The 26,454-nt window shown below is 53.5% G+C and carries 28 protein-coding genes; 18 read left to right on the top strand and 10 right to left on the bottom strand.

Features of this window, described 5'->3' with window-relative positions:
• Nucleotides 1–77 precede the first annotated feature (77 nt).
• On the bottom strand, nt 78–404 hold the full coding sequence (gene nirD / locus ABK821_RS21790) for a nitrite reductase small subunit NirD (RefSeq protein WP_138359230.1): 327 nt from the start codon (nt 402–404) through the stop codon (nt 78–80).
• Nucleotides 401–2,944: an NADPH-nitrite reductase large subunit gene (gene nirB, locus ABK821_RS21785; protein ID WP_138359228.1), complete on the bottom strand. Its 2,544-nt coding sequence runs from the start codon at nt 2,942–2,944 to the stop codon at nt 401–403. The genes nirD and nirB overlap by 4 nt, the downstream gene beginning before the upstream one ends.
• A gap of 240 nt (nt 2,945–3,184) precedes the next feature.
• On the opposite strand from nirB, the gene ABK821_RS21780 reads away from it, so the two are divergent.
• Nucleotides 3,185–4,507 carry a cytosine deaminase gene (locus tag ABK821_RS21780; protein ID WP_395034127.1) on the top strand — a complete coding sequence of 441 codons (1,323 nt, stop codon included), beginning with the start codon at nt 3,185–3,187 and terminating at the stop codon, nt 4,505–4,507.
• Here ABK821_RS21780 and tsgA read toward each other — a convergent pair.
• A complete protein-coding gene (gene tsgA, locus ABK821_RS21775) occupies nt 4,504–5,688 on the bottom strand; it encodes an MFS transporter TsgA (protein ID WP_343178050.1) in 1,185 nt (394 codons plus the stop codon). The two genes, ABK821_RS21780 and tsgA, sit on opposite strands and share 4 nt — an antisense overlap.
• Nucleotides 5,689–5,965: 277 nt before the next feature.
• Here tsgA and ppiA point away from each other — a divergent pair, with 277 nt between their 5' ends.
• The 3 genes from ppiA (at nt 5,966) to ABK821_RS21760 (ending at nt 8,554) form a co-directional block, all read left to right on the top strand.
• Nucleotides 5,966–6,535, top strand: coding sequence for a peptidylprolyl isomerase A (gene ppiA / locus ABK821_RS21770; protein ID WP_138359222.1), 570 nt, complete (start codon nt 5,966–5,968; stop codon nt 6,533–6,535).
• A 144-nt stretch (nt 6,536–6,679) separates the two neighbouring features.
• Entirely contained in the window at nt 6,680–7,243 is a 564-nt protein-coding gene (gene pabA, locus ABK821_RS21765; RefSeq protein ID WP_138359220.1) for an aminodeoxychorismate synthase component 2, read from the top strand.
• 90 nt (nt 7,244–7,333) lie between these two features.
• Complete coding sequence (locus ABK821_RS21760) at nt 7,334–8,554, top strand: aspartate aminotransferase family protein (RefSeq protein WP_138359218.1); 1,221 nt, start codon at nt 7,334–7,336, stop codon at nt 8,552–8,554.
• Here the strand turns inward: ABK821_RS21760 and ABK821_RS21755 are convergent.
• Nucleotides 8,544–10,622, bottom strand: a complete 2,079-nt coding sequence (locus ABK821_RS21755) for a YccS/YhfK family putative transporter (RefSeq protein ID WP_343178049.1) — start codon at nt 10,620–10,622, stop codon at nt 8,544–8,546. The two genes, ABK821_RS21760 and ABK821_RS21755, sit on opposite strands and share 11 nt — an antisense overlap.
• A 51-nt stretch (nt 10,623–10,673) precedes the next feature.
• A complete protein-coding gene (gene crp / locus ABK821_RS21750; RefSeq protein WP_000242758.1) occupies nt 10,674–11,306 on the bottom strand; it encodes a cAMP-activated global transcriptional regulator CRP in 633 nt (210 codons plus the stop codon).
• Nucleotides 11,307–11,610: 304 nt separating this feature from the next.
• Between crp and ABK821_RS21745 the strand changes: the two genes are divergently transcribed.
• The gene (locus ABK821_RS21745; RefSeq protein ID WP_138359214.1) at nt 11,611–12,015 is read left to right on the top strand and encodes an OsmC family protein; all 405 of its coding nucleotides are present in this window, start codon (nt 11,611–11,613) and stop codon (nt 12,013–12,015) included.
• A gap of 48 nt (nt 12,016–12,063) precedes the next feature.
• On the opposite strand, the gene ABK821_RS21740 is transcribed toward ABK821_RS21745, so the two are convergent.
• The 4 genes from ABK821_RS21740 to ABK821_RS21725 form a co-directional block, all read right to left on the bottom strand.
• Nucleotides 12,064–12,933, bottom strand: coding sequence for a phosphoribulokinase (locus tag ABK821_RS21740; RefSeq protein WP_142503084.1), 870 nt, complete (start codon nt 12,931–12,933; stop codon nt 12,064–12,066).
• A gap of 35 nt (nt 12,934–12,968) precedes the next feature.
• Nucleotides 12,969–13,187 carry a YheU family protein gene (locus ABK821_RS21735; protein WP_138359210.1) on the bottom strand — a complete coding sequence of 73 codons (219 nt, stop codon included), beginning with the start codon at nt 13,185–13,187 and terminating at the stop codon, nt 12,969–12,971.
• Nucleotides 13,184–14,182, bottom strand: coding sequence for a hydrolase (locus tag ABK821_RS21730; RefSeq protein WP_171034816.1), 999 nt, complete (start codon nt 14,180–14,182; stop codon nt 13,184–13,186). Before ABK821_RS21730 ends, ABK821_RS21735 begins: the two co-directional genes overlap by 4 nt.
• Nucleotides 14,183–14,366: 184 nt before the next feature.
• Complete coding sequence (locus tag ABK821_RS21725; RefSeq protein ID WP_308561573.1) at nt 14,367–16,271, bottom strand: ABC transporter ATP-binding protein; 1,905 nt, start codon at nt 16,269–16,271, stop codon at nt 14,367–14,369.
• Between the two features lie 178 nt (nt 16,272–16,449).
• Between ABK821_RS21725 and kefG the strand changes: the two genes are divergently transcribed.
• The 4 genes from kefG (at nt 16,450) to slyD (ending at nt 19,691) form a co-directional block, all read left to right on the top strand.
• Nucleotides 16,450–17,010 (top strand): glutathione-regulated potassium-efflux system ancillary protein KefG, encoded by a 561-nt coding sequence (kefG, locus tag ABK821_RS21720; RefSeq protein WP_138359204.1) that lies wholly within the window; start codon nt 16,450–16,452, stop codon nt 17,008–17,010.
• The gene (gene kefB, locus ABK821_RS21715) at nt 16,997–18,802 is read left to right on the top strand and encodes a glutathione-regulated potassium-efflux system protein KefB (protein WP_138359202.1); all 1,806 of its coding nucleotides are present in this window, start codon (nt 16,997–16,999) and stop codon (nt 18,800–18,802) included. Before kefG ends, kefB begins: the two co-directional genes overlap by 14 nt.
• Nucleotides 18,803–18,814: 12 nt before the next feature.
• Nucleotides 18,815–19,015 (top strand): YheV family putative zinc ribbon protein, encoded by a 201-nt coding sequence (locus ABK821_RS21710; RefSeq protein WP_138359200.1) that lies wholly within the window; start codon nt 18,815–18,817, stop codon nt 19,013–19,015.
• Nucleotides 19,016–19,109: 94 nt separating this feature from the next.
• Entirely contained in the window at nt 19,110–19,691 is a 582-nt protein-coding gene (slyD, locus tag ABK821_RS21705) for a peptidylprolyl isomerase (protein ID WP_138359198.1), read from the top strand.
• 57 nt (nt 19,692–19,748) lie between these two features.
• Here slyD and ABK821_RS21700 read toward each other — a convergent pair whose 3' ends face one another.
• A complete protein-coding gene (locus tag ABK821_RS21700) occupies nt 19,749–19,967 on the bottom strand; it encodes a protein SlyX (protein ID WP_138359196.1) in 219 nt (72 codons plus the stop codon).
• 222 nt (nt 19,968–20,189) lie between these two features.
• Between ABK821_RS21700 and fkpA the strand changes: the two genes are divergently transcribed.
• The 9 genes from fkpA to ABK821_RS21655 form a co-directional block, all read left to right on the top strand.
• A complete protein-coding gene (fkpA, locus tag ABK821_RS21695) occupies nt 20,190–21,008 on the top strand; it encodes an FKBP-type peptidyl-prolyl cis-trans isomerase (RefSeq protein ID WP_138359194.1) in 819 nt (272 codons plus the stop codon).
• 166 nt (nt 21,009–21,174) lie between these two features.
• A complete protein-coding gene (locus tag ABK821_RS21690; protein ID WP_110275001.1) occupies nt 21,175–21,897 on the top strand; it encodes a transcriptional regulator in 723 nt (240 codons plus the stop codon).
• The gene (gene tusD, locus ABK821_RS21685) at nt 21,897–22,283 is read left to right on the top strand and encodes a sulfurtransferase complex subunit TusD (protein WP_138359192.1); all 387 of its coding nucleotides are present in this window, start codon (nt 21,897–21,899) and stop codon (nt 22,281–22,283) included. The genes ABK821_RS21690 and tusD overlap by 1 nt, the downstream gene beginning before the upstream one ends.
• Nucleotides 22,283–22,642 (top strand): sulfurtransferase complex subunit TusC, encoded by a 360-nt coding sequence (tusC, locus tag ABK821_RS21680; protein WP_138359190.1) that lies wholly within the window; start codon nt 22,283–22,285, stop codon nt 22,640–22,642. Before tusD ends, tusC begins: the two co-directional genes overlap by 1 nt.
• A 7-nt stretch (nt 22,643–22,649) precedes the next feature.
• Nucleotides 22,650–22,937 carry a sulfurtransferase complex subunit TusB gene (gene tusB, locus ABK821_RS21675; protein ID WP_138359188.1) on the top strand — a complete coding sequence of 96 codons (288 nt, stop codon included), beginning with the start codon at nt 22,650–22,652 and terminating at the stop codon, nt 22,935–22,937.
• A gap of 124 nt (nt 22,938–23,061) precedes the next feature.
• Entirely contained in the window at nt 23,062–23,436 is a 375-nt protein-coding gene (rpsL, locus tag ABK821_RS21670; RefSeq protein ID WP_002920115.1) for a 30S ribosomal protein S12, read from the top strand.
• 95 nt (nt 23,437–23,531) lie between these two features.
• Nucleotides 23,532–24,002 carry a 30S ribosomal protein S7 gene (rpsG, locus tag ABK821_RS21665; RefSeq protein ID WP_002436307.1) on the top strand — a complete coding sequence of 157 codons (471 nt, stop codon included), beginning with the start codon at nt 23,532–23,534 and terminating at the stop codon, nt 24,000–24,002.
• A 96-nt stretch (nt 24,003–24,098) separates the two neighbouring features.
• Nucleotides 24,099–26,213 (top strand): elongation factor G, encoded by a 2,115-nt coding sequence (gene fusA / locus ABK821_RS21660; RefSeq protein ID WP_138359186.1) that lies wholly within the window; start codon nt 24,099–24,101, stop codon nt 26,211–26,213.
• Nucleotides 26,214–26,282: 69 nt separating this feature from the next.
• Nucleotides 26,283–26,454 (top strand): GTP-binding protein (locus tag ABK821_RS21655; protein ID WP_072107095.1); only part of this gene is annotated, 172 nt, incomplete at its 3' end.

Here is a 26,454-nt window from a genome sequence, read left to right as displayed (position 1 = left end):
CATGGCCGGTGAGCCTCCATTGTCGTCAGGCTGCCTGACTGACGCGTTCAGTACCAGGCGTTGCGCCTCCAGATTCATCAAATGCGCAGTTGCACCACGCCGTCTTTCACGCGAGCTTCGTAGTGCGCGACGGAATGGCTTTCATCTTCCATGCACAGACCGTCACTCAGACGGAAACGCTGTTTTTTCAGCGGACTGGCAACCCACAGTTCGCCCTGATGCTCGGCAATCAACCCGCGCGACAGCACGCTGGACTCAAAAAACGGGTCGATGTTGCTGATCGCGAACACCTGGTCGCTGTGATATGGACGGAAAATGGCGACCTGCTTTTCGCCTGACAGCGCGCAGACGCCGGTTTCCGGCAGAATGTCATCGATTTTGCAGATGTTTTTCCACTGGCTCATGCGTTTTCCTCCACCAGAGTTACCGGAATGCGTTCGTACGGCGTCGCCGGACGATGCTGTTCACGCTCAGGAACCACCTGAACATTCGGGTCGCGCTTATCGCTGTTGATAAAGTGTCTGAAACGAACCTGCGCAGACGGCGTATTTACGGTCTCCGTCCACTCGCATACCACCGCTTCACGCAGGCGGGTCATCTCTTCTTCCAGATGCGCGTTCAGGCCCAGTTTGTCGTCGATGATGACCGACTTCAGGTAGTCGATGCCGCCTTCCAGGTTATCTAACCACGGTGCGGTACGGGTCAGTTTGTCGGCGGTACGGATGTAGAACATCATGAAGCGGTCGAGGTATTTAACCAGCGTTTCGCGGTCGATATCCGCCGCCAGCAGGTCTGCATGACGCGGTTTCATCCCGCCGTTACCGCAGACGTACAGGTTCCAGCCTTTTTCCGTGGCGATAATCCCCACGTCTTTACCCTGGGCTTCCGCACATTCACGGGTACAGCCGGAGACGCCAAATTTCATTTTGTGCGGGGTACGGATGCCTTTGTAGCGGTTTTCCAGCTCGACGCCGAAGCCGACGCTGTCGCCCACGCCGTAGCGGCACCAGGTGCTGCCCACGCAGGTTTTCGCCATACGCAGCGCTTTGGCATACGCGTGACCGGTTTCGAAGCCCGCTTCAATCAACTGACGCCAGATTTCCGGCAGATCGTCTTTCTGCGCGCCGAACAAACCAATACGCTGAGAACCGGTAATTTTGGTGTACAGGTTAAACTCACGCGCGATGCGACCTACGGCCACCAGACCTTCCGGCGTGATTTCGCCGCCCGCAGAACGCGGGATCACGGAGTAAGTGCCATCTTTCTGGATGTTCGCCAGGAAGTTGTCGTTGGTATCCTGTAGCGGGGTGTGCTGTGGCTTCAGAATGTATTCGTTCCAGCAGGAGGCCAGCAGAGAACCGACGGTCGGTTTACACACTTCGCAGCCGTAGCCTTTACCGTGTTTCGCCAGCAGTTCTTCAAAGGTTTTAATGCCTTCCACGCGGATGAGGTGGAACAGTTCCTGACGTGAGTACGCAAAGTGCTCACACAGGTTGTTGTTCACTTCAATACCCTGTTTCGCCAGTTCGGCGTTCAGAACCTGAGTAACCAGCGGAATACAGCCGCCGCAGCCAGTACCGGCTTTGGTTTCCGCTTTCAGCGCCGCAACGGTGTGGCAGCCTTTGTTGATGGCGGCGACCAGCATCCCTTTGGTGACGTCAAAGCAGGAACAGATTTGCGCGCTGTCCGGCAGTTTATCAACGCCAATGGAAGGCTTACCGCTGCCAGAATGTGCCGGCAGGATCAGCGAGTCCGGGTTTTCCGGCAGTTCAATCGCGTTCAGCACCAGTTGCAGCAGGTTGCCGTAATCGCTGGTATCGCCCACCAGCACCGCGCCGAGCAGGGTTTTGTTGTCTTCGCTGACGATGAGGCGTTTGTAGACCTCTTTGCTTTCGTCGAGGTAAACGTAGCTACGCGCGCCCGGCGTGCGGCCATGCGCATCGCCAATGCCGCCGACGTCTACGCCCAGCAGCTTCAGCCTGGCGCTGAGGTCTGCGCCTTCAAATGCGTTTTCGGTTTCGAGGATGTGGTCAACGGCAACCTGCGCCATTTTGTAGCCAGGCGCGACCAGACCGTACACGCGGTTGTGCCAGCTGGCGCATTCGCCAATCGCGTAGATATCCGGGTCAGACGTCTGGCAGGCGTCGTTAATCACGATACCGCCGCGCTGAGCGACCTCCAGGCCGCACTGGGTGGCCAGTTTGTCACGCGGGCGGATACCGGTAGAGAAAACGATGAAATCGACTTCCAGCTCGCTACCGTCGGCAAAACGCATGGTTTTACGCGCTTCGGTGCCTTCCTGAACGATCTCTTTGGTGTTTTTGCTGGTATGTACGCGCACGCCCATGCTTTCGATTTTACGGCGTAGCTGCTCGCCGCCCATCTGATCCAGCTGTTCTGCCATCAGCATGGGGGCAAATTCGATAACGTGGGTTTCGACGCCTAAGTTTTTCAGCGCTCCAGCGGCTTCCAGACCCAGCAGGCCGCCGCCGACCACCGCGCCGCGTTTGCTGCGACGGGCGCAGGCTTCAATGGCGTTGAGATCTTCAATGGTACGGTAAACAAAGCAGTCCTGGGTTTCGGAACCTTTAATTGGCGGGATCCACGGCCAGGAGCCGGTCGCCATGATCAGTTTATCGTAATAGACCGTACGACCCGCGCTGGAGTGGATGACCTTCTCCTGACGGTTGATCGTAATGGCGCGTTCGCCGACCAGAACGTTAACGCCGTGCTTCTCATAAAAGCCTTCACGCACCAGAGACAGCTCTTCAGCGGTGTGGTGGGAGAAGTAGGAAGAGAGGTGGACACGGTCGTATGCTTTGCGGGGTTCTTCACAGAACACGGTAATGTCAAAATTGGCAGCGTCGGATTTATCAAGAAGGTCCTCAATAAAGCGATGGCCGACCATACCATTACCGATAATAGCGAGTCTGACTTTGCTCATTTTTGCCTCGATTTCTTTTCTATTACCGCCTACCTTAACGATTCAGTCGTGACGCTTATTGATGCAAATCAATTGCACCTTTGCCTACCACTTAATGGGTATGTTAATGATTTATCAGTGTTTTTATAAGTTATGGAAAACGCTGGCTTTTCCTTTTTGCTTTTTTTATGTACAACGCTAGCTACAAGCAACCACACCGGGTTACGCCTACCTTCAGCAATATTTACGGGAGCCATCGATATGACAGCAGCGCCGCTTTGGTTAATTGAGAATGTTCGTCTGCCCGATCGCGAAGGGTTATGGCAGATAGCGATAGACAAGGGGCGCTTCGGGGATATCACCCCAATGAGAGAGGCGCGTAGCGAAAGTTATGAAGTATTGAATGCCCGCGGTGGACTGGCAATTCCGCCTTTTATTGAACCGCATATTCACCTCGATACGACCCAAACTGCCGGTGAGCCGAACTGGAATCAGTCCGGGACGTTGTTTGAAGGAATTGAACGCTGGGCGGAGCGTAAGGCGTTATTGAGCCATGAGGACGTGAAAACCCGGGCGTGGAAAACGCTGAAATGGCAGATTGCCAACGGCATTCAGTTTGTCCGTACCCATGTGGATGTTTCTGATCCTACGCTGACCGCGCTCAAAGCGATGCTGGAGGTAAAACAGGAGGTGGCGCCGTGGGTAGAATTACAGATTGTCGCCTTCCCGCAAGAAGGCATTTTATCTTACCCCAACGGTGAAGCTTTGCTGGAAGAGGCGCTACGCCTGGGAGCCGATGTGGTGGGCGCGATCCCCCATTTTGAGTTCACGCGGGAATATGGCGTGGAATCCCTGCATATCGCTTTTCGCCTGGCGCAGAAGTATCAGCGGCCGCTGGATATTCATTGCGATGAAATTGATGATGAGCAGTCGCGATTCGTTGAAACCGTGGCGGCCCTGGCGCTAAAAGAGGGGATCGGGCCGCGAGTGACCGCCAGCCATACTACCGCAATGCACTCCTATAATGGCGCTTATACCTCGCGTCTTTTCCGCTTACTGAAGCTTTCCGGTATTAATTTCGTTGCGAATCCGCTGGTTAATATCCATCTGCAGGGACGGTTTGATGACTATCCGAAACGTCGCGGAATTACCCGGGTTAAGGAGCTGCTGGCGGCGGGAATAAACGTCTGTTTTGGTCATGATGATGTCTTTGACCCGTGGTATCCGCTGGGGACCGGCAATATGCTGCAGGTGCTGCATATGGGGCTGCACGTTTGTCAGATGATGGGCTATCAGCAGATTAACGATGGGCTGAAACTGGTGACGGAAAACAGCGCCCGCACGTTGGGCCTGAGCGATTACGGTATCGCGTCCGGGAATATGGCGAATCTGGTGATTCTGCCCGCCGAAAATGGTTTTGAAGCGGTGCGTTGTCAGGTTCCGGTACGCTGGTCAATCCGTCAGGGGAGGGTGATCGCCACAACGCAGCTGGCGCAGACCTGGGTGCAGACGGATAGCGGCGGAGAGGAGCTGTTTTTTAGCAGAAATGGCCCCTTTGCCGGAACAAAGGGGCCTGAGGCTTAGTGAGATGCCGCTGTCGCGTTATTCTGGCGGTGGCGGGAGACAAAGCCGAGTATCAGACACATCACAAATACCACAGCATAGAGGCCGTTAGCGGTATGCAGCGCGGCCAGCGGGCCGCTGGCGGCGACGATAGGGCCGGTCACGACGAAGGTCAGCATGGTGCCGACGGTGCCGCAGGTCAGAATAAAGTTGACCAGCTTCGGCGAGGATACTTTAGTCTGCAGCGAGCCCAGGGTAATGATTGAAGTGTAGATCGCGCTGGAGAAGAAGCCGAGGCTCAGGATAAACCATGGCATATGTTCCGGCGAACCGTTAATAAACAGATACATCAGTACCGTCGCCAGGCCAGCCAGCACGGTCAGAATACGCTGCAGGTCAAAGAAGCGCAGGATAACGCTGAATGACCACATACCGATCATGTACGACATCCAGAAATCGCTCACCAGTTTACCCGCATCGCCAAGACTCATACCCAGGCCTTTGGCGTATTCCGGCACCCAGGAGATAAAACCTAACTGGCCGAGGATATAGCACAAGGCGGCAATGGAGAGAAACAGCACGCCGATACCCCATTTCTCTTTTACCACCGGCTGGCTGTCCTGCTGGGCTTTTTTACCCAATACCGGGAATTCACAGCCAAAAGTCAGCACGAAAATAGCGACGTAGACCAGGCCGATGCAGGCATAAACCCAGTACCATTCGATGCTGCGCGCCAGCAGATAAGCCGCCAGCATCGGGAAGATCATGCCCGCCATGCTGAAGAAAGAGTCGGTAAACAGCAGACGCGCGCCGCGCTGACGCCCTTCATACAGATGGGTGATCAGGAAGGTACCGATCGACATGGTGATCCCGCTGACCAGGCCCAGGACAAACATTGACGCGGAGAACAGCGCCAGGCTGTGGCTGAACATCAGCCCCGCGACGGCCAGCACCATCAGAATAAAGCCGAAGCGAAGCTGGGTTTTCAGCGGAACGATTTCCATCAGCCAGGCATTCAGAAAGATAGAAATCAGGATACCGGCGTTAAGGAAGGTAAAGGTGTTGCTCATACTGGAAACGGGCAGATGGAAATAATCTGCGATGTTTCCCATCACCATCCCGGTGACGATCACCAACGCGCCGGTCAGGGCGTAGGAGAAGAAGCTGATCCATGTGAGCTTGATACGGTTGCTGTTAGTCATGACTGGCCTGTGAATAGAAATGTAAAGCGCGTTGACTTTGCGCCGGGCGGACAGATTTTATTCGTTTGGGTGATGTAAGCAATGTTTATTATGAAATATAAATATTTTTGCATATTTATATGTGACATAAATCACATTTATTATTGGCCGTTCAATGAGGGAGGAACGTTACAAGTATTTCAGCTAAGTAAAATTAGGTAAAAGGCTGGCCCACGGGACAAAGGCTCTTTAGAATCAAGCCACTTGCTTTTTTATCCTGCTCCGTTAAGGAATGTCCATGCTCAAATCAACTCTCGCGGCGGTGGCTGCCGTTTTTGCCATTTCAGCATTTTCCCCTGCCATGGCGGCAAAGGGGGATCCCCATGTGTTGCTGACTACCTCTGCGGGCAATATTGAGCTGGAGCTAAATAGCCAGAAAGCGCCGATCTCGGTTGAGAATTTCCTGAAGTACGTTAACAGTGGTTTCTATAACCACACCACCTTTCACCGTGTCATTCCGGGTTTTATGATACAGGGCGGCGGTTTTAACGAACAAATGCAGCAAAAGCAGCCGAATCCACCGATTAAAAATGAAGCCGATAACGGTCTGCGCAATACCCGCGGGACCATCGCGATGGCGCGTACCGCCGATCGCGACAGCGCCACCAGTCAGTTCTTTATTAATATTGCGGATAACGCTTTCCTCGATCACGGTCAGCGTGATTTTGGCTATGCGGTCTTTGGTAAAGTGGTAAAAGGCATGGACGTGGCGGATAAGATTTCTCAGGTACCGACTCATAATGTTGGGCCATATCAGAATGTCCCGTCTAAACCTATCGTTATTCTGTCGGCAAAAGTGCTGCCATAAAGCATTCCTCCTGCGCGGGTGCGATGCTCGCGCAATGTCCTCTCCGTATCGCCCGCCAGATAAATCAACCTGTCTTTTGCAAAGTGATAAGCGAAAACCGCGAATCTGAGTAAAATAGCCCGGTTTGTGACTTCCGGAGCCGCTATGATCCTGCTTATCGACAACTACGATTCTTTCACCTGGAATTTGTATCAGTATTTTTGTGAACTGGGGGCGGAAGTGCTGGTCAGGCGTAACGATGAGCTGACGCTGGAGGGGATTATCGCGCTTGCGCCGACGAAAATTGTTATCTCTCCGGGCCCCTGCACGCCAGATGAATCAGGGATTTCGCTGGCGGTGATTCGCCACTTTTCCGGCAAGATCCCACTTTTAGGCGTTTGCCTGGGCCATCAGGCAATCGCGCAGGTTTTCGGCGCCACTATCGTGCGGGCCGTCAGAGTGATGCACGGTAAAACGTCGCCTGTCAGCCACAATGGTCAAGGCGTGTTCCAGGGGCTGAATAATCCACTTACCGTCACCCGCTACCACTCTTTGTTGATTGCTCCTTTGACGTTACCCGAATGCTTTGAGGTGACCGCCCGAAGCGAAGAGGGCGAAATTATGGGGATTCGCCACCGTGAATTTGATCTGGAGGGCGTGCAGTTTCATCCGGAGAGTATTCTCAGCGAGCAGGGGCATCAACTGCTGGCAAACTTTCTCAATCGGTGATTTGTGGTTGCCATTGAGTGATTTTTTATGCATATTTTGTGATTAGATTATCATAATCATCGCTGCATAACGAAGAAGGATGGGCATGACATGGCAACAGAACAACCGGCAATCACCCGCGCGACATTCGATGAGGTCATTTTGCCGATTTATGCACCGGCAGAATTTATTCCGGTGAAGGGTAAAGGTAGCCGCGTATGGGATCAGCAGGGCAAAGAGTACGTTGATTTCGCTGGCGGTATTGCTGTAACCGCGCTCGGTCATTGCCATCCGGCGCTGGTGGCGGCACTCCATGAACAGGGTGAAAAGCTGTGGCACACCAGTAACGTTTTCACCAATGAACCGGCTTTGCGCCTGGGCCGGAAGCTGGTCGATGCGACGTTTGCTGACCGCGTGGTATTTATGAACTCCGGGACGGAAGCCAATGAAACGGCTTTCAAACTGGCACGCCATTACACCGTGACGCGTCATAACCCGTACAAAACTAAAATTATCGCTTTCCATAACGCTTTCCACGGTCGGTCGCTGTTTACCGTGTCCGTCGGCGGCCAGCCAAAATACTCCGATGGTTTTGGCCCGAAACCCGCCGATATCATTCACGTGCCGTTCAATGACCTGCATGCGGTGAAGGCCGTGATGGACGATCATACCTGTGCGGTGGTGGTTGAGCCAATTCAGGGGGAAGGCGGCGTTATGGCGGCAACGCCTGAATTCCTGCAAGGGCTGCGTGAACTGTGCGACCAGCACCAGGCACTATTGGTGTTTGATGAAGTACAGTGCGGCATGGGGCGCACAGGCTCGCTGTTCGCGTATATGCACTATGGCGTGACGCCGGATATTCTGACCAGCGCTAAGGCGCTTGGCGGCGGTTTCCCTATTAGCGCAATGTTGACTACCCATGAAATCGCCAGCGCTTTCCATGCGGGTTCTCATGGTTCAACCTACGGCGGCAACCCGCTGGCCTGCGCGGTCGGCGGGGCGGCGTTCGATCTGATTAATACGCCGGAAGTGCTTGAGGGGGTCACGGCTAAACGGGCGTTGTTCGTTAAACAGCTCCAGCAAATTGACGCCAGGTTCGAGCTGTTCAGCGATATCCGCGGGATGGGGCTGTTGATCGGCGCTGAGCTGAAACCACAGTATAAAGGCCGGGCGCGTGATTTTCTGTATGCCGCGGCAGATGCCGGGGTGATGGTACTTAATGCCGGCCCGGACGTGATGCGTTTTGTGCCGTCGCTGGTGATTGACGACAGCGATATTGCCGAAGGGATGACGCGCTTTGCCCATGCGGTTGAGCGCGTGCTTAGCGCTTAGCGGCCCGTAGCCAGATGCCATGATGTGGGCGCTGACGCCATGCCACCGACGAAATCGTGTGCATGGTGTTCAGATGCCCAAGGATCCGCTGCAAATGCTGCTCCATGGCGCTGAGCGGGCCGCGGGGAACCTCGGCATCCTGCGCTTCCATAATGTTCACATCTCCTGCGCTGCCTGGCCCATCGGAATCCAGACGTTGCTGACAGCGCTGGAGCGCAATTTCGCACGACTCCAGATAACGTTGCGCTAAATCCGGCGTCAGCATATTGTGCTCGCGCGCCAGCGTTGTCATGGCATTAATATGTTCGACGATGAACTGGCTATGGGTGACCCACAGCTTCATATCTTCCAGATAGTGTGTGTTAAAACCAGGTTCCAGCATCGCCTGATTCAGTGAGTTAAACAGCGCATTATGGGCCTGATTGACGCGCATTCGCTGATAGGCCAGCGCAGGGGCCTGATGATCGTCGCTAAGAATAAGCCGGATGGCTCCCTGATCGGCTTCCAGCGCATCGTGGGCGTTTTTGCGTAGCAGGCCGCTCTGCCACTGCGGCCATAACCAGAGCATTCCGCCGAAGGCAATCAGGCAGCCAATCAGCGTATCAACCAGCCTGGCAACAATAATCTGTTCGCCGTTCAGGGTGAGCAGTTGCAGGGTATATACCGCCGTAACGGTAAACCCGACCATCGCCCAGCCGTAATTCTTACGAATAATCAGGTAGCTTAATAGCGTGATGAAGAGCATGGCGGTTAGCGTATAACCTTCCGGGACGTGAAAATGCAGCGTCAGTCCGGCGATGACTAATCCGGCAAATGTCCCGGCAGCCCGGTGGACGATCCGCACCCGTGTTGCGCTGTAGCCGTTTTGCGTCACGAAGAGCACGGTCATCAAAATCCAGTAGGGTTTTGGTAAATGCAACGCGCTGCCCATCAGGCTGGCGACACTCAGCATTACGCTGATGCGCGCCGCGTTACGTAACGCCGGTGATTTAAGCGACAGATAGCTTTTCAACGCCGGTAGCAGCGGCAGGCGGCGGGTTTTATCCGCCATCAGATTTCGGGAGTACAGAGGGCGCTGGGTGCGTAAAACCCGGGCAATGCGACTGAAATGCCAGGCGCAAAACTGGCCGACCGGGTTATCCGGATGCTGCCAGGCGATCTTTTCCAGAGCGCCGATCTGTTTATCCATCTGAAAGCGCTGAGGATAGCGATGGTAAAGCAGATCATCCGCCAGTTCGCGCAGTCGAGCGGCGATGGTTTGCGCGTTCCAGCGAATTACCGCTTCTGCGTGGCTGCGCTCCACCAGTTTCTGCACCTCTTCCGGTTGGTGCAGGCTGACGGAGATGTGCTCCTGGAGATCCAGACCAACCTGGAAAGCGCGCAGCAGGCGTTTATGATCGCTGTGCTGGTTGGCCGCCAGCATATGCATCTGCTGGTAGCACTGGGTAATCAGATCGACCACTTTTTGTTGGCGGTTGAGCAGGGGCGGCAACGAGGTGGCCGGATCGGTATGCTGGGTCAGCAGGCTGTATTTGGCTTCACAATAACTGGCCAGCTCCCGATAGAGCAGGCTCAGAGATTCGCGCAGCGGCTGTTCGCGCCACAGCCAAAACCAGAACCAGTTAAAAATTCCATACCATAGGGTGCCGAGTGCATAGATTAGCAACGGTTCCTGGATCGGCATATTGCCTGCAAGGCTCAGAGTAAAACTGGCGGCGATAAGCGAGGCGGGTAACAATCTCGCATGAAGCGAACTGATTTCGGCAGTAACGCCGAGAATCAGGGTCAGCCCGGTCAGGATTAGTGGTAAAGGAATTTCCCGCTGCAGAAGGAGCTGGACAATCAGGCTACTGCCAGCGAACAAGCAGCCGCCAATGATCAGGCGCTTAAAGAAGCGTTTATGCGGTGTATCCAGACCGGCAATATTGCAGCAGGCAGGAACGAGGGAAAACAGGAGTCCCTGCTGTAAATGACCAAGAAGAAGTCCCGTTGCAACTGGCAGACATAACACCAGCGTTTGCCGCAGTGCATAGTTGACTTCCGGGTGATAAATCAGCCTGCGCCACATGGGGAGGAAACAAAAACGGCGTATTGTCAGACAATACGCCGTTTTACCGACTTAACGGGTACCGTAGACGACGATAGTTTTACCGTGCGCGGAGATCAGGTTTTGATCTTCCAGCATTTTCAGTATCCGGCCAACGGTTTCGCGGGAGCAGCCGACGATCTGACCAATTTCCTGACGGGTAATTTTAATTTGCATACCGTCGGGGTGGGTCATTGCATCCGGCTGTTTTGCCAGATTCAGCAGCGTCTGAGCGATGCGACCGGTAACGTCGAGGAAGGCAAGGTTACCCACTTTCTCAGACGTAACCTGCAGGCGACGCGCCATTTGCGAAGAGAGACGCATCAGGATATCCGGGTTTACCTGGATCAACTGACGGAATTTTTTGTAGGAGATTTCAGCCACTTCACATGCGGTTTTAGCACGTACCCAGGCGCTACGTTCCTGACCTTCTTCAAACAAGCCTAATTCACCGATGAAATCGCCCTGGTTGAGGTAAGAGAGGATCATCTCTTTGCCTTCTTCATCCTTGATGAGTACAGCCACTGAGCCTTTAACGATGTAGTACAGCGTTTCTGCTTTCTCACCCTGGTGGATCAGCGTGCTCTTTGAGGGGTACTTATGAATGTGGCAATGAGACAAGAACCATTCGAGGGTAGGGTCTGTTTGCGGTTTGCCAAGCACCATGCGCGGTTATCCTCTGTTATCAGCTATCTCCGGGTGCCGACACTACACGGCATCCGGGCATGCAATCGTATTAAATCCCTGTACCTGGGAATCTGGCTGGAATTTTTCCGCAGCCTGTAATGTGAACTCCTCTGCATACATGCAGTACATCAATGTATTACTGTAGCATCCAGACTGTTTTAGCATAGCTTTCGCTGCATGTCTCCTGGTGTCTCGCTTCAGCATGACCCAGGTCGCCTTCCGTTGCCAGAATTGTTATGTGCGCGTAATCTGTCAGGAAAATTACAGCTCTGGAGTTCAATTTATGCAAGCGCGAGTGAAGTGGGTTGAAGGGTTAACCTTCATTGGAGAGTCGGCTTCTGGTCACCAGATTCTGATGGACGGGAATTCCGGTGATAAAGCCCCCAGCCCGATGGAAATGGTGCTGATGGCGGCGGGCGGATGCAGCGCGATTGACGTCGTCTCCATTTTACAGAAGGGGCGCCATAACGTCACCAACTGTGAAGTCAAGCTGACCTCGGAACGTCGGGAAGAGGCGCCGCGTCTGTTTACCCATATTAATCTGCATTTTATCGTGACCGGTAAGGCGCTGAAAGAGGCTGCCGTTTCTCGTGCTGTTGACCTGTCAGCGGAAAAATATTGCTCGGTGGCGCTGATGCTGGAGAAAGCGGTAAATATTACCCACTCTTATGAAGTGATCGAAGAGTAAGCCAACAAGACCCCGGCAGACGTTCGCGCTACCGGGGGGAGTCATTCGTTAACTGATTTTCCTGCCTTCCATCAGCCGCTCGACCAGCGGCGTCATGATCAGCTCCATCGCCAGTCCCATTTTGCCTCCCGGTACAACCAGAGTGTTCATATGTGAGATAAACGAGCCCTGAAGCATGGCCAGAAGCCAGGGGAAATCGATGTTTCTCAGATTACGGAAATGGATAACGACAAAGCTCTCATCCAGTGAAGGAATGGCTTTGGCCGCAAAGGGATTGGAGGTATCCACCGTGGGAACGCGCTGGAAGTTGAGATGGGTACGCGAAAACTGCGGGGTGATGAAATTGATGTAATCCTCCATTGAGCGAACGACGGAATCCATTACCGCCTCACGGGAGTGCCCGCGTTCGCTGGTGTCGCGGATAAGCTTCTGGATCCACTCCAGATTGACGATGGGCACGACGCCGACCAGCAGGTCGACATGGCTCGCGACATCATGCTGCGGCGTAACGACGCCGCCATGCAGCCCTTCATAAAACAGTACGTCAGTGGGTTCGGGGAGTGGTTGCCAGGGGGTGAAGGTCCCCGGCACCTGGTTCCACGGTACGGCTTCATCATAGGTATGTAAATACTTGCGCGACTGACCTTTGCCGCTCTGCCCGTATTCAACGAAAGTCTGTTTCAGCAGGCCGAAGTCGTTCGCTTCAGGGCCAAAGTAACTGATATGCTTGCCCTGATCCCGCGCCTTGCGGATCGCCATGTCCATTTCCGGGCGGGTATAGCGGTGAAAGCTGTCGCCTTCCACTTCAGCGGCGTGCAGGTTTAACTGCGCGAAGATTTTGCGAAAGGCGAGGCTGGTGGTTGTGGTTCCCGCGCCGCTGGAGCCCGTGACGGCAATCACCGGATGTTTGGCAGACATAACAACTCCCAGGGTAAACGATAGTGTGCGCCGCTTTAGCCGTGAAACTGCTTGCGGGGCATGATGTTGACCGTCTCGTGCAGTTCTGACCACACCAGCACGGCTTCTCCGCTTTTTAGCTGTTGTTTAACATCAGAGACTTTATCTGTCAGCGAACGTTCATGCTCACCATAATCGGTGCCTTCGCGTAATACAAAGCTTTCAATCAGATTATCCAGCGTTTCGGGATCGAGATCCTGCCAGGGAATAATCATATTTTCCCTCCTAACCAGCGGGTTAGCCAGGCCGGAATCCGTTTTTCCAGCCACATCTCTGGCTTACGCAGCGTACCGCCGACGAAACCAACATGCCCGCCGTGCTCCGTTAGCTGATATTCGACATTTGCCGGAAGCTGTTCCTGCGGGGGAATCGAATGGTGATCCATAAAAGGATCGTCTTTCGCATGAATAATCAACGTTGGTTTCGTGATATCGCTTAAGCGCGGCATGGCGCTGCACTGGCGATAGTAGTCCAGCGCATCGGCAAAACCGTGGATCCGGGCGGTAATGCTGTCGTCAAACTCCCGGATGCGGCGCATGCTTTTTAGCTGACGTAAATCGACGGGCAGCGAGCCTGGATAGGCTTTGAGTTTGCGCGCGGCGTTAGCTTTCAACAGGTTGAGCAGGTAGCGTTGATAAACACGGGAAAACCCTTTGTCCATATGATAGCTACAGGCTTCCAGCATAAATGGCGCTGAGACGATCACTGCGGCATTGACGGGAATATCGTCGCCTTCTTTCGCCAGCAGGCAGCCTAACATATTGCCTCCGAGGGAATAGCCTACCGCGGCCGTCGGCACGCAGCCATATTCGCGCTGGAGCCAGCGCAGGAACCAGGTGGCATCTTCCGTTTCGCCTGAATGGTAGATGCGGTTATTGCGGTTCGGCTCGCCGCTACAGCCGCGAAAATGCATCACCACGCCCAGCCAGCCACGCTGCATCGCCGCATGGATTAAGCCGTGGGCATAGGGGCTATGCAGGCTGCCCTCAAGGCCATGAAACACCACCAGGCGCGGTTTATGGCGCGCCTGGGAAGGATCTTCGCTCCATGCCAGATCAACAAAGTCGCCGTCCGGTAATTCAAGGCGCTGCCAGTGTGGTGTGAAACGGAGCTTGCGACGGATTAGCCGCGGCAACATGGTTTGCAAATGACGATTGCTTACGCCGCGCATCGGATGAAACTGCTGCGAGTCGTCTTCAGGAGGCGTCATTTCAGTGGGGGTAATATCAACCATAGCACCAGAGCTGTTCGGAATCTTTATACATACTATACCGCGCATAAAATACGCAGGTTAGCCAATATGTGGTCTTGTGGCCAGGCGAAACCCGCGTTGCTCTGAAGTTTGACATTGCTCTTGCGCGTTTAGCATGTCTGACCGGAATAGTGGGCCACCTTTAACTCTCCTGCAACATTTGCTCCAGTTGTTCCTGGGCTTCCAGCCAGGCCATTTCACACTCTTCAAGCGAGGATTTGGCGCTGGCCTGTTGCTGTAAACACTCTGTGAGCTCTGCTTTGCGGCTTTGCTCGTATAAACCGCTGTCGCTGAGCTTCTCCTCGATCAGCGCCAGTTTAGCGTTCAACTTTTCCATCTCTTTTTCCAGACGGGCAATCTCTTTACGCAGCGGCTGGGTTTGAGCACGCAATTCGGCTTCCCGACGCTTTTGGTCTTTACGTGCCTGCGCGCTATTGCTGTTCTCTTTCGATCCCGCTGGGGATTGATTTTCCTGTTTTTGCGTATCGCTCAACCACTGCTGGTAGTCTTCGAGATCGCCGTCGAAAGGTTCGACTTTGCTATCGTGCACCAGATAAAGATCGTCGGTGGTGGAGCGAATCAGATGACGGTCATGCGAGACCACCACCAGCGCGCCTTCAAAATCTATCAGCGCTTCGGTCAGGGCCTGACGCATATCAAGATCGAGATGGTTGGTGGGCTCATCCAGCAGTAACAGATTTGGCCGCTGCCAGACGATTAACGCCAGAACCAGGCGCGCTTTCTCGCCGCCGGAGAAGCGTTTTGTCTCTTCATTGACCTTGTCGCTCTGGAAGCCAAAACCGCCAAGATAGTCGCGCAGTTTCTGCTCCGTCTCCTGCGGCGCCAGACGCGCCAGATGTTGCAACGGCGATTCGTCCGCACGCAGAAATTCAAGTTGATGCTGAGCGAAATAGCCGAGCTTGATGCCCTTCGCCAGAGCAATTTCACCGTGCAGCGGCTGTAATTCACCGGCCAGCAGTTTTATCAGCGTTGATTTACCGGCGCCGTTACGCCCCAGAAGACCGATACGTGAACCCGGGACCAGATTCAGCTTGATTGAGTCGAGAATCACTCGCTCACCATAACCCGCGCTGATCTTTTCCATCTTCAACAGCGGGTTGGGCAGGCTTTCCGGCGCGCGGAAGCTAAAGTGGAACGGGTTATCAACGTGGGCCGGAGCAATGAGCTCCATGCGTTCAAGCATTTTGATGCGGCTTTGCGCCTGTTTGGCCTTGGTGGCTTTCGCGCGAAAACGGTCGATATAGCTTTGCAGATGTGCGACACGCTGCTGCTGGCTCTCATACATCGCCTGCTGTTGCGAAAGGCGCGTTGCGCGCTGAATTTCAAACGAACTGTAATTACCGGTGTACTCAAACATCGTCTGTTGTTCGATATGGATAATCTTATCGACGATCGGGTCAAGGAAATCACGATCGTGCGAGATCAGGATCAGCGTACCGGTATAACCCCGAAGCCACTTTTCCAGCCAGATGACCGCATCGAGATCGAGGTGGTTAGTGGGTTCATCAAGCAGCAACAGGTCGGAGCGGCAAATCAGCGCCTGCGCCAGGTTAAGGCGCATACGCCAGCCGCCGGAAAAGTCGCTTACCGGCCTTTCCAACTGGTCATTGCTGAAACCCAGACCGTGCAACAGGCTGGCGGCGCGTGAGCGAACGGTCCAGGCGTCGATGGCGTCCAGTTTGCCGTGTATCGTCGCAATAGCATGACCGTCGTTGCGTTCGTTGGCCTCGCGCAAAGCGGCCTCCAGATTGCGGAATTCGCGATCGCCATCAATAACATAGTCAATGGCGGGCTGTGGCAGCGCCGGGGTTTCCTGATTAACCCATGCCAGCTGCCAGCTGCCAGGGAAGGTCGCAGAGCCGCCATCGGCGCTGATCTCGTTTTTCAACAGCGAAAGCAGCGTGGATTTACCGCAGCCGTTTTTACCCACAAGGCCAACTTTTTGCCCGGGGTTGATAGTGGCAGTCGCGTTGTCCAGCAGGACGCGTACGCCGCGACGAATCTGTAACGAGGAGAAAACAATCATAAGGCGCCGTATGTTCTGACTATGTTAATTTGTCATTATGATAATGTAGTGTGGAGCGAAGCGCTCGCTCAACCGGGCCGCAATGGTAGCCCAAAATGAAGATGATACACAAAGTCATTCTGGTTGCGTCGGAACGCAGCCGCTGCACAGGCCGCCAGAAGACGTTCGGGAGGGAAAGATGTCTCAGGCAGCGAAAGTCTTGCTGTTGTATGCCCACCCAGAATCTCAGGATTCCGTGGCCAACCGGGTTTTACTTGAACCGGCGTTACAACTGCCGAATGTTACCGTGCACGATCTCTATGCACATTATCCGGATTTTTTTATCGATATCGCCTGTGAGCAGGACCTTCTGCGCCAGCATGAAGTGATCGTTTTCCAGCACCCGTTATATACCTGGAGCTGTCCGGCGCTAATGAAAGAGTGGCTGGATAGAGTGTTAAGCCGCGGTTTTGCCAGCGGAGCGGGAGGGAATCAACTGGCGGGAAAGTACTGGCGCAGTGTGATAACGACCGGAGAACCGGAGAGCGCCTACCGACGTGATGCCTACCGTTACCCGATGAATGACATTCTCCACCCTTTCGAACTGACAGCCGGTATGTGCCGTATGCACTGGATGAACCCAATCATCGTCTACTGGGCGCGGCGTCAGGCTCCCGACGAACTGAAAAGCCGCGCCCGCGCTTATGGCGACTGGCTGGCGAGCCCTGTTACGGGGGGAGGTTCAAATGGCGGGAGCTGATCTATTACTGGCAGGCGTATTATTTCTCTTTGCCGCCGTGGTGGCGGTACCGCTGGCGGCGAGATTAGGAATTGGCGCTGTACTGGGCTATCTGCTGGCAGGGATCGCCATCGGCCCCTGGGGATTGCGATTTATTAGCGATGTCGATGAAATTCTTCACTTCTCGGAATTAGGCGTCGTCTTCCTGATGTTTATCATTGGGCTGGAACTGAATCCGTCCAAGCTCTGGCGACTGAGAAGCTCTATCTTTGGCGTAGGGGCGGCACAGGTTGCTTTAAGTGCACTCATTCTTGGTGGTTTGTTAATGCTTAGCGACTTCTCGTGGCGGGCCGCGGTGGTGGGGGGAATTGGTCTGGCGATGTCCTCCACTGCGATGGCGCTGCAACTGATGCGCGAGAAAGGGATGAGCCGCAGCGAGTCAGGGCAACTGGGCTTCTCCGTATTGCTGTTTCAGGATCTGGCGGTTATCCCGGCCCTGGCATTGGTGCCTGTGCTTGTCGGTTCAGGCGACGACCATGTTGATTGGATCAAAACAGGAATGAAAGTTCTGGCCTTCTCCGGGATGCTGATCGGCGGCCGTTTTCTGCTGCGACCGGTATTCCGTTTTATTGCCGGCTCTGGCGTACGGGAGGTCTTTACCGCGGCATCTTTGCTATTGGTTCTCGGATCGGCGCTGTTTATGGAGGCGCTTGGTTTGTCGATGGCTCTGGGGACCTTTATCGCGGGAGTCCTGCTGGCAGAAAGCGAGTACCGTCATGAACTGGAAACCGCCATTGAGCCATTTAAAGGGCTCTTGTTGGGGCTGTTCTTTATTTCCGTTGGTATGGCGCTAAATATTGGCGTGCTGTACACCCATTTATTGTGGGTCATTACCAGCGTTGCGATTCTGGTGACGGTGAAAGGCGGCGTCCTGTATCTTCTGGCGCACGTGTACGGTTTACGCCGTCCGGAGCGAGTACAGTTTGCTGGCGTGCTGAGTCAGGGCGGGGAGTTTGCTTTTGTGCTGTTTTCGATTCCGGCTTCGCTTCACCTGTTTCAGAACGACCAGATGGCGCTACTGTTAGTAACGGTGACGCTGTCGATGATGACCACGCCGTTGCTGATGAGGCTGATTGATAAGGTGCTGTCGCGGCGATTCAACACGCCGGAGGAAGAGGATGAGGTTCCGTGGGTTGAAGACGATAAACCGCAGGTTATTATCGTTGGTTTTGGGCGTTTCGGCCAGGTGATTGGCCGTCTGCTGATGGCCAACAAAATGCGCATTACGGTGCTGGAGCGCGATATCAGCGCGGTGAATCTGATGCGCAAATATGGCTATAAAGTTTATTTTGGCGACGCCACGCAACTGGAACTCCTGCGCTCGGCAGGGGCGGAAGATGCGCAGTCGATTGTGATTACTTGTAACGAGCCGGAAGATACCATGAAGCTGGTGGAAATATGTCAACAACACTTTCCACATCTGCATATTCTGGCGCGCGCGCGGGGACGCGTTGAAGCACATGAACTGCTGCAGGCCGGAGTGACGCAATTCTCGCGCGAAACGTTTTCCAGCGCGCTGGAGTTAGGACGCAAAGCGCTTATCTCGATAGGTATGCATCCTCATCAGGCGCAGCGCGCGCAGTTGCACTTTCGGCGTCTTGATATGCGAATGCTGCGCGAGTTAGTGCCGGTGCAGAGTGATACGCTTCAGGTGTCCCGCGTGCGGGAAGCCCGGCGCGAGCTGGAGGAGATCTTTCAGCGAGAGATGCAAAAAGAGAGCCGGCAGTTAGATGGCTGGGACGAGTTTGAATAAAAGGTAAAGGGTATGGCGGTGCGTAAACGTTTTATTGCCGGCGCGAAATGTCCGGCGTGCCAGGCTCTGGATTCGCTGGCGATGTGGCGTGAGAATAATGTCGATATTGTTGAGTGTGTTAAGTGCGGTCACCAGATGCGTGAGGCGGATAAAGCGGTCCGTGAGCATGTACGCAAAGAAGAGCAAGTGATAGGCATTTTTCATCCGGACTAGCGTTATCGGGCGGCTTTTTTTAAGCTAGAGGGTACACGGCTGCAGAATTCCGCTACAATCTGCGCCACTATTCTTCCCATGCTCAGGAGATATCATGAAAGTAGCAAAAGACCTGGTGGTCAGCCTGGCCTATCAGGTACGTACAGAAGACGGTGTGTTGGTTGATGAGTCTCCGGTAAGCGCGCCGCTGGACTACCTGCATGGTCACGGTTCCCTGATTTCCGGCCTGGAAAATGCGCTGGGCGGTCACGAAGTGGGCGACAAATTCGACGTAGAAGTCGGCGCTAACGACGCGTACGGCCAGTACGACGAAAACCTGGTTCAGCGCGTGCCTAAAGACGTTTTCATGGGCGTTGATGAACTGCAGGTTGGCATGCGCTTCCTGGCTGAAACCGATCAGGGGCCAGTGCCGGTTGAAATTACCGAAGTGGGTGACGAACACGTTGTTGTCGACGGTAACCACATGCTGGCCGGCCAGAATCTGAAGTTCAACGTTGAAGTGGTCGCGATTCGCGAAGCAACGGCTGAAGAGCTGGAGCATGGTCATGTACACGGCGCTCATGGTCACGACCACGATCATGACCACGACCATGACGGGTGCTGCGGTGGCCACGGCCACGATCACGATCATGGCAAAGGTGGTTGCGGCGGTCACGGCGGCTGCGGTTGCCACTAATTCCGTCGCGCTAGCGCTCTGCAATAAAAAAGCGGGGAGACCCGCTTTTTTTGTGTCTCAATAGTGGGGCGGCGGCGTTTCTTCTGCCTGTGAAGCCATGTGTGACGGTTGAGTGGCCTTCAGCTTTTCCACCATCAGGCGCATATGTTCGCGCATTCTGGCCATTTCTATCTCATGGGCGGTAACGGTCTTGTTGAGGTCTTCAATAGTGATTTCCTGAAACGCCAGCCTGCTTTCCAGCTCGGCAAGGCGAGTCTCTAAAGTGCGATCGTGCATGAGTAACCTCTTCTGTCTGATCCTGCGGGCGGATTCTACTGAAGTTTCAGCATTCGCGCAGCATCGTTGGGCGCGACAGGAAACTAATTCATACAAAAATAGTCCTAAATGAGTCGATATTCAGGCACGTCTGTATATAGATTTGTTCGGCAACGTTCTATAGTACGTTTTTTGTTTTTTACGATAACCCTGGGGTGAGATGCCCCGGCCCTGGAGAAATGGATGAAATCACTGTTTAAAGTAACGCTGCTGGCGACCACAATGGCCGTCGCCCTGAATGCACCGCTGACATTTGCGGCTGATACCGCAGCGAAAGCGACCCCTGCAACGGACAGCAAATCGGCATTCAAAAATGACGATCAGAAATCTGCTTATGCGCTGGGTGCATCCCTGGGACGTTACATGGAAAACTCCCTGAAAGAACAAGAGAAACTGGGCATCAAACTGGATAAAGACCAGCTGATCGCCGGTGTGCAGGACGCGTTTGCCAATAAGAGCAAACTGTCCGACCAGGAGATCGAACAGACTCTGCAGACGTTTGAAACCCGTGTAAAAACCGCCGCTCAGCAGAAAATGGAAAAAGACGCATCTGAAAATGCGGCTAAAGGTAAAGCTTACCGCGATGCCTTTGCAAAAGAGAAAGGGGTGAAAACGTCTAAATCTGGTCTGCTGTACAAAATTGAGAAAGCCGGTACCGGTGATGCGCCGAAAGATAGCGATACTGTTGTGGTCAACTACAAAGGTACGCTGATCGATGGTAAAGAGTTTGATAACTCCTACACCCGTGGCGAGCCGCTCTCTTTCCGTCTGGACGGCGTGATCCCTGGCTGGACCGAAGGCCTGAAAAACATCAAGAAAGGCGGCAAAATCAAGCTGGTCATTCCACCAGATCTGGCTTACGGCAAAACAGGCGTTCCGGGTATCCCGGCTAACTCTACGCTGGTGTTTGACGTAGAACTGCTGGATATCAAACCGGCACCGAAAGACGATGCTAAACCGGAAGCCGCTGCTGAAGCACCAGCCGCTGACGCTAAGAAGTAATCTGATTTAAGCCGCCGCCTTCAGGGGCGGCGGCTTTTTTATTGCAGACAGATATAATTAAGACTGGAAAGAACCTCAGGCGCTGTATTACTTTAGACAGATTAATAATGATGATGAGCCTGCCCTGACAATAACGACAGGCTCCTGAAAAGGAGTGCTTTTTTTCATGTCCAGGTCGCTTTTAACCAATGAGACCAGTGAGCTTGATTTACTGGATCAACGTCCTTTTGACCAGACTGACTTCGATATCCTCAAATCCTATGAAGCGGTAGTGGACGGGTTAGCGATGCTCATCGGTTCCCACTGTGAAATCGTACTGCATTCATTGCAGGACTTAAAATGTTCCGCCATTCGTATCGCTAACGGTGAGCACACCGGCCGTCAAATTGGCTCGCCCATTACTGACCTTGCGTTGCGCATGTTGCATGATATGACAGGAGCCGATAGCAGCGTTTCCAAATGCTATTTTACTCGCGCCAAAAGCGGTGTGCTGATGAAATCGGTCACGATTGCTATTCGCAACCGCGAGCACCGGGTTATTGGTCTGTTATGTATTAACATGAACCTTGATGTGCCTTTCTCGCAGATCATGAGCACCTTTATTCCGCCGGAAACGACGGAAGTGAACTCTCAGGTTAATTTTGCCTCATCAGTAGACGACCTGGTTGCCCAGACGCTTGAGTTCACCATCGAAGAGGTGAATGCCGACCGTAACGTTTCTAACAATGCCAAAAACCGTCAGATCGTATTGAATCTCTACGAGAAAGGGATCTTTGATATCAAGGATGCCATTAACCAGGTTGCCGATCGGTTGAATATCTCGAAGCACACGGTATATCTCTACATTCGCCAGTTCAAAAGCGGGGATTTCCAGGGGCTGGATAAGTAATGCGCTTTGCTATCACGGTGACTGGGCCTGCTTATGGTACGCAACAGGCCAGTAGCGCGCTGCAGTTCGCCCGCGCCGTTTTGCAGGAAGGTCACGAACTGATCAGCATCTTTTTCTATCGTGAAGGTGTCTACAACGCGAATCAACTGACGGCGCCTGCCAGCGATGAGTTTGATCTGGTTCGGGCGTGGCAGGTTCTGCATGACGAACATGCTGTCTCCTTGCATATTTGTGTCGCCGCCGCTTTACGTCGCGGAGTGACCGATGAACAGGAGGCCCGGCAGCTTGAGCTGCCTGCGCATAATTTGCAGCCAGGATTTACCTTGAGCGGGCTGGGCGCGCTGGCGGAAGCCGCGTTAACCTGTGATCGCATGGTGCAGTTTTGATGAAGCGCGTCGCCTTTATTTTTTCCTCCGCACCACACGGCTCTGCCTCGGGAAGAGAGGGGCTGGACGCCCTGCTGGCCACTTCAGCCCTGACGGAAGAGATCGGCGTTTTCTTCGTCGGCGATGGTTTATTTCAGCTACTGCCTGGGCAGCGGCCTGCCGCAGTTCTGGCGCGTGATTATATCTCCACCTTTAAACTGCTATCGCTGTACGACATCAATCAGTGCTGGTTCTGTGCCGCTTCAGGGCGTGAACGCGGCCTGAATCCGACAACGCCATTGGTTGTGGATGGCGAATGGCTGGAGCCAGAGGCGTTACGCGCCCGGCTTGATGATTTCAGCGTGATACTGCGTTTTTGAGGCTCGTATGCTCCACACACTAAGCGCATCACCCTGGCATACCGATATTTCGACAATGCTCCGCTTGATTAAAGAGGGGGACGATCTGTTGTTGCTCTCAGACGGGGTTGTTGCGGCCATCGCTGGAGGCCGTTTTGTTGAAATACTGCAATCTGCCCCCATAACTCTCTACGCTCTGCAAGACGATATTGAGGCCCGCGGGCTGACGGGGCAAATTGCGGACAGTGTCGTCAGAGTTAGCTATACTGATTTCGTCAGGCTCATCGCCAAACATCCAGGGCAGTTAGCCTGGTAACGGTGGGATCGTTGTATATTTCTTGACACCTTTTCGGCACCGCCCTAAAATTCTGCGTCCTCATATTATATGAGGCGATTTATTACGTGTTTACGAAGCAAAAGCTAAAACCAGGAGCTATTTAATGGCAACAATTAACCAGCTGGTACGCAAACCACGCGCGCGCAAAGTTGCAAAGAGCAACGTGCCGGCGCTGGAAGCCTGCCCGCAGAAACGTGGCGTATGTACTCGTGTATATACTACCACTCCTAAGAAACCGAACTCCGCACTGCGTAAAGTTTGCCGTGTGCGTCTGACTAACGGTTTCGAAGTCACCTCCTACATCGGTGGTGAAGGTCACAACCTGCAGGAGCACTCCGTGATCCTGATCCGTGGCGGTCGTGTTAAAGACCTCCCGGGTGTTCGTTACCACACCGTTCGTGGTGCGCTTGACTGCTCCGGCGTTAAAGACCGTAAGCAAGCTCGCTCCAAGTACGGCGTGAAGCGTCCTAAGGCTTAATGGTTCTCCGTTAAGTAAGGCCAAACGTTTTATATTAATGTCAAACTAAACTCGTAGAGTTTTGGACAATCCTGAATTAACAACGGAGTATTTCCATGCCACGTCGTCGCGTCATTGGTCAGCGTAAAATTCTGCCGGATCCGAAGTTCGGATCAGAACTGCTGGCTAAATTTGTCAATATCCTGATGGTAGATGGTAAAAAATCTACTGCAGAAGCAATCGTATACAGCGCGCTGGAGACCCTGGCTCAGCGCTCTGGTAAATCTGAACTGGAAGCTTTCGAAGTTGCGCTCGATAACGTGCGCCCGACTGTCGAAGTTAAGTCTCGCCGCGTTGGTGGTTCGACTTATCAGGTTCCAGTTGAAGTCCGTCCGGTTCGTCGTAATGCCCTGGCAATGCGTTGGATCGTTGAAGCTGCTCGTAAACGTGGTGATAAATCCATGGCTCTGCGTCTGGCGAACGAACTCACTGATGCTGCAGACAACAAAGGTACTGCAGTTAAGAAACGTGAAGACGTTCACCGTATGGCCGAAGCCAATAAGGCGTTCGCACACTACCGTTGGTAATCCCTTCGGAGTCATAGTCACCAGGCGGGCGCTTCAGATAAGTCGCCCGTTCTGGATAACTTAATTGAGCGCCTAAAGAAATAAACGAGGAATCAAATGGCTCGTACAACACCCATCGCACGCTACCGTAACATCGGTATCAGTGCGCACATCGACGCCGGTAAAACTACTACTACCGAACGTATTCTGTTCTACACCGGTGTAAACCACAAAATCGGTGAAGTTCATGACGGCGCTGCCACCATGGACTGGATGGAGCAGGAACAGGAGCGTGGTATCACTATCACCTCCGCCGCGACTACTGCATTCTGGTCTGGTATGGCTAAGCAGTATGAACCACATCGCGTTAACATCATTGACACCCCGGGGCACGTTGACTTCACAATCGAAGTAGAACGTTCCATGCGTGTGCTTGATGGTGCAGTAATGGTTTACTGCGCAGTTGGTGGTGTTCAGCCGCAGTCTGAAACCGTATGGCGTCAGGCAAACAAATATAAAGTTCCGCGCATTGCGTTCGTTAACAAAATGGACCGCATGGGCGCGAACTTCCTGAAAGTTGTTAGTCAGATCAAAACCCGTCTCGGCGCGAACCCGGTTCCGCTGCAGCTGGCGATTGGTGCTGAAGAAGGTTTCACCGGCGTTGTTGACCTGGTGAAAATGAAAGCTATCAACTGGAATGATGCAGATCAGGGCGTTACCTTCGAATACGAAGATATCCCGGCTGACATGCAGGATCTGGCTGACGAATGGCACCAGAACCTGATCGAATCTGCAGCTGAAGCTTCTGAAGAGCTGATGGAAAAATACCTGGGTGGTGAAGAACTGACTGAAGCCGAGATCAAAAATGCTCTGCGTCAGCGTGTTCTGAACAACGAAATCATCCTGGTAACCTGTGGTTCTGCATTTAAGAACAAAGGTGTTCAGGCGATGCTGGATGCGGTAATTGATTACCTGCCATCCCCGGTTGATGTACCTGCGATCAACGGTATCCTGGACGACGGTAAAGACACGCCGGCTGAGCGTCACGCGAGCGATGATGAGCCTTTCTCTGCACTGGCGTTCAAAATCGCTACCGACCCGTTCGTGGGCAACCTGACCTTCTTCCGCGTGTATTCTGGTGTGGTTAACTCTGGCGATACTGTACTGAACTCCGTGAAAACGGCGCGTGAGCGTTTCGGTCGTATCGTTCAGATGCACGCTAACAAACGTGAAGAGATCAAAGAAGTTCGTGCGGGCGACATCGCTGCTGCAATCGGTCTGAAAGACGTTACCACCGGTGACACCCTGTGTGACCCGGATGCGCCGATCATTCTGGAACGTATGGAATTCCCGGAGCCGGTAATCTCCATCGCCGTTGAGCCGAAAACCAAAGCTGACCAGGAAAAAATGGGTCTGGCTCTGGGCCGTCTGGCTAAAGAAGACCCGTCATTCCGCGTATGGACTGACGAAGAGTCTAACCAGACTATTATCGCCGGTATGGGTGAGCTGCACCTCGACATCATCGTTGACCGTATGAAGCGTGAATTCAACGTTGAAGCGAACGTCGGTAAACCTCAGGTTGCTTACCGTGAAGCGATTCGCGCGAAAGTTACTGATATCGAAGGTAAACACGCTAAGCAGTCTGGTGGTCGCGGTCAGTACGGTCATGTTGTTATCGACATGTACCCGCTGGAGCCGGGTTCTAACCCGAAAGGTTATGAGTTCATCAACGACATTAAAGGCGGTGTAATCCCTGGCGAATACATCCCGGCCGTTGATAAAGGCATCCAGGAACAGCTGAAAGCGGGTCCGCTGGCGGGTTACCCGGTAGTTGATCTGGGCGTGCGTCTGCACTTCGGTTCTTACCACGACGTTGACTCCTCTGAACTGGCGTTTAAACTGGCTGCGTCTATTGCCTTTAAAGAAGGCTTTAAGAAAGCAAAACCCGTTCTGCTTGAGCCGATCATGAAGGTTGAAGTAGAAACGCCGGAAGAGAACACTGGTGACGTTATTGGTGACTTGAGCCGTCGCCGCGGTATGCTGCGCGGTCAGGAATCTGAAGTTACTGGCGTTAAGATCCACGCTGAAGTTCCGCTGTCTGAAATGTTCGGATATGCAACTCAGCTGCGTTCTCTGACCAAAGGTCGTGCATCATACACCATGGAATTCCTGAAGTATGATGATGCGCCGAACAACGTTGCTCAGGCCGTTATTGAAGCCCGTGGTAAATAATCCACAGGATTAAAACCCAAGTCCCGTGCTCTCTCCGAAGGTGAGAGCACTATAGTAAGGAATATAGCCGTGTCTAAAGAAAAATTTGAACGTACAAAACCGCACGTCAACGTTGGTACTATCGGCCACGTTGACCATGGTAAAACTACCCTGACTGCTGCCATCACTACCGTACTGGCTAAAACCTACGGCGGTGCCGCTCGTGCTTTCGACCAGATCGATAACGCGCCGGAAGAAAAAG

This window comes from Klebsiella sp. KE9456, assembly GCF_043832615.1.
Taxonomy (GTDB): domain Bacteria; phylum Pseudomonadota; class Gammaproteobacteria; order Enterobacterales; family Enterobacteriaceae; genus Klebsiella; species Klebsiella indica.
The sequence above is the reverse complement of the archived record's forward strand: the minus strand, read 5'-3'. Positions and strand labels throughout refer to the sequence as shown.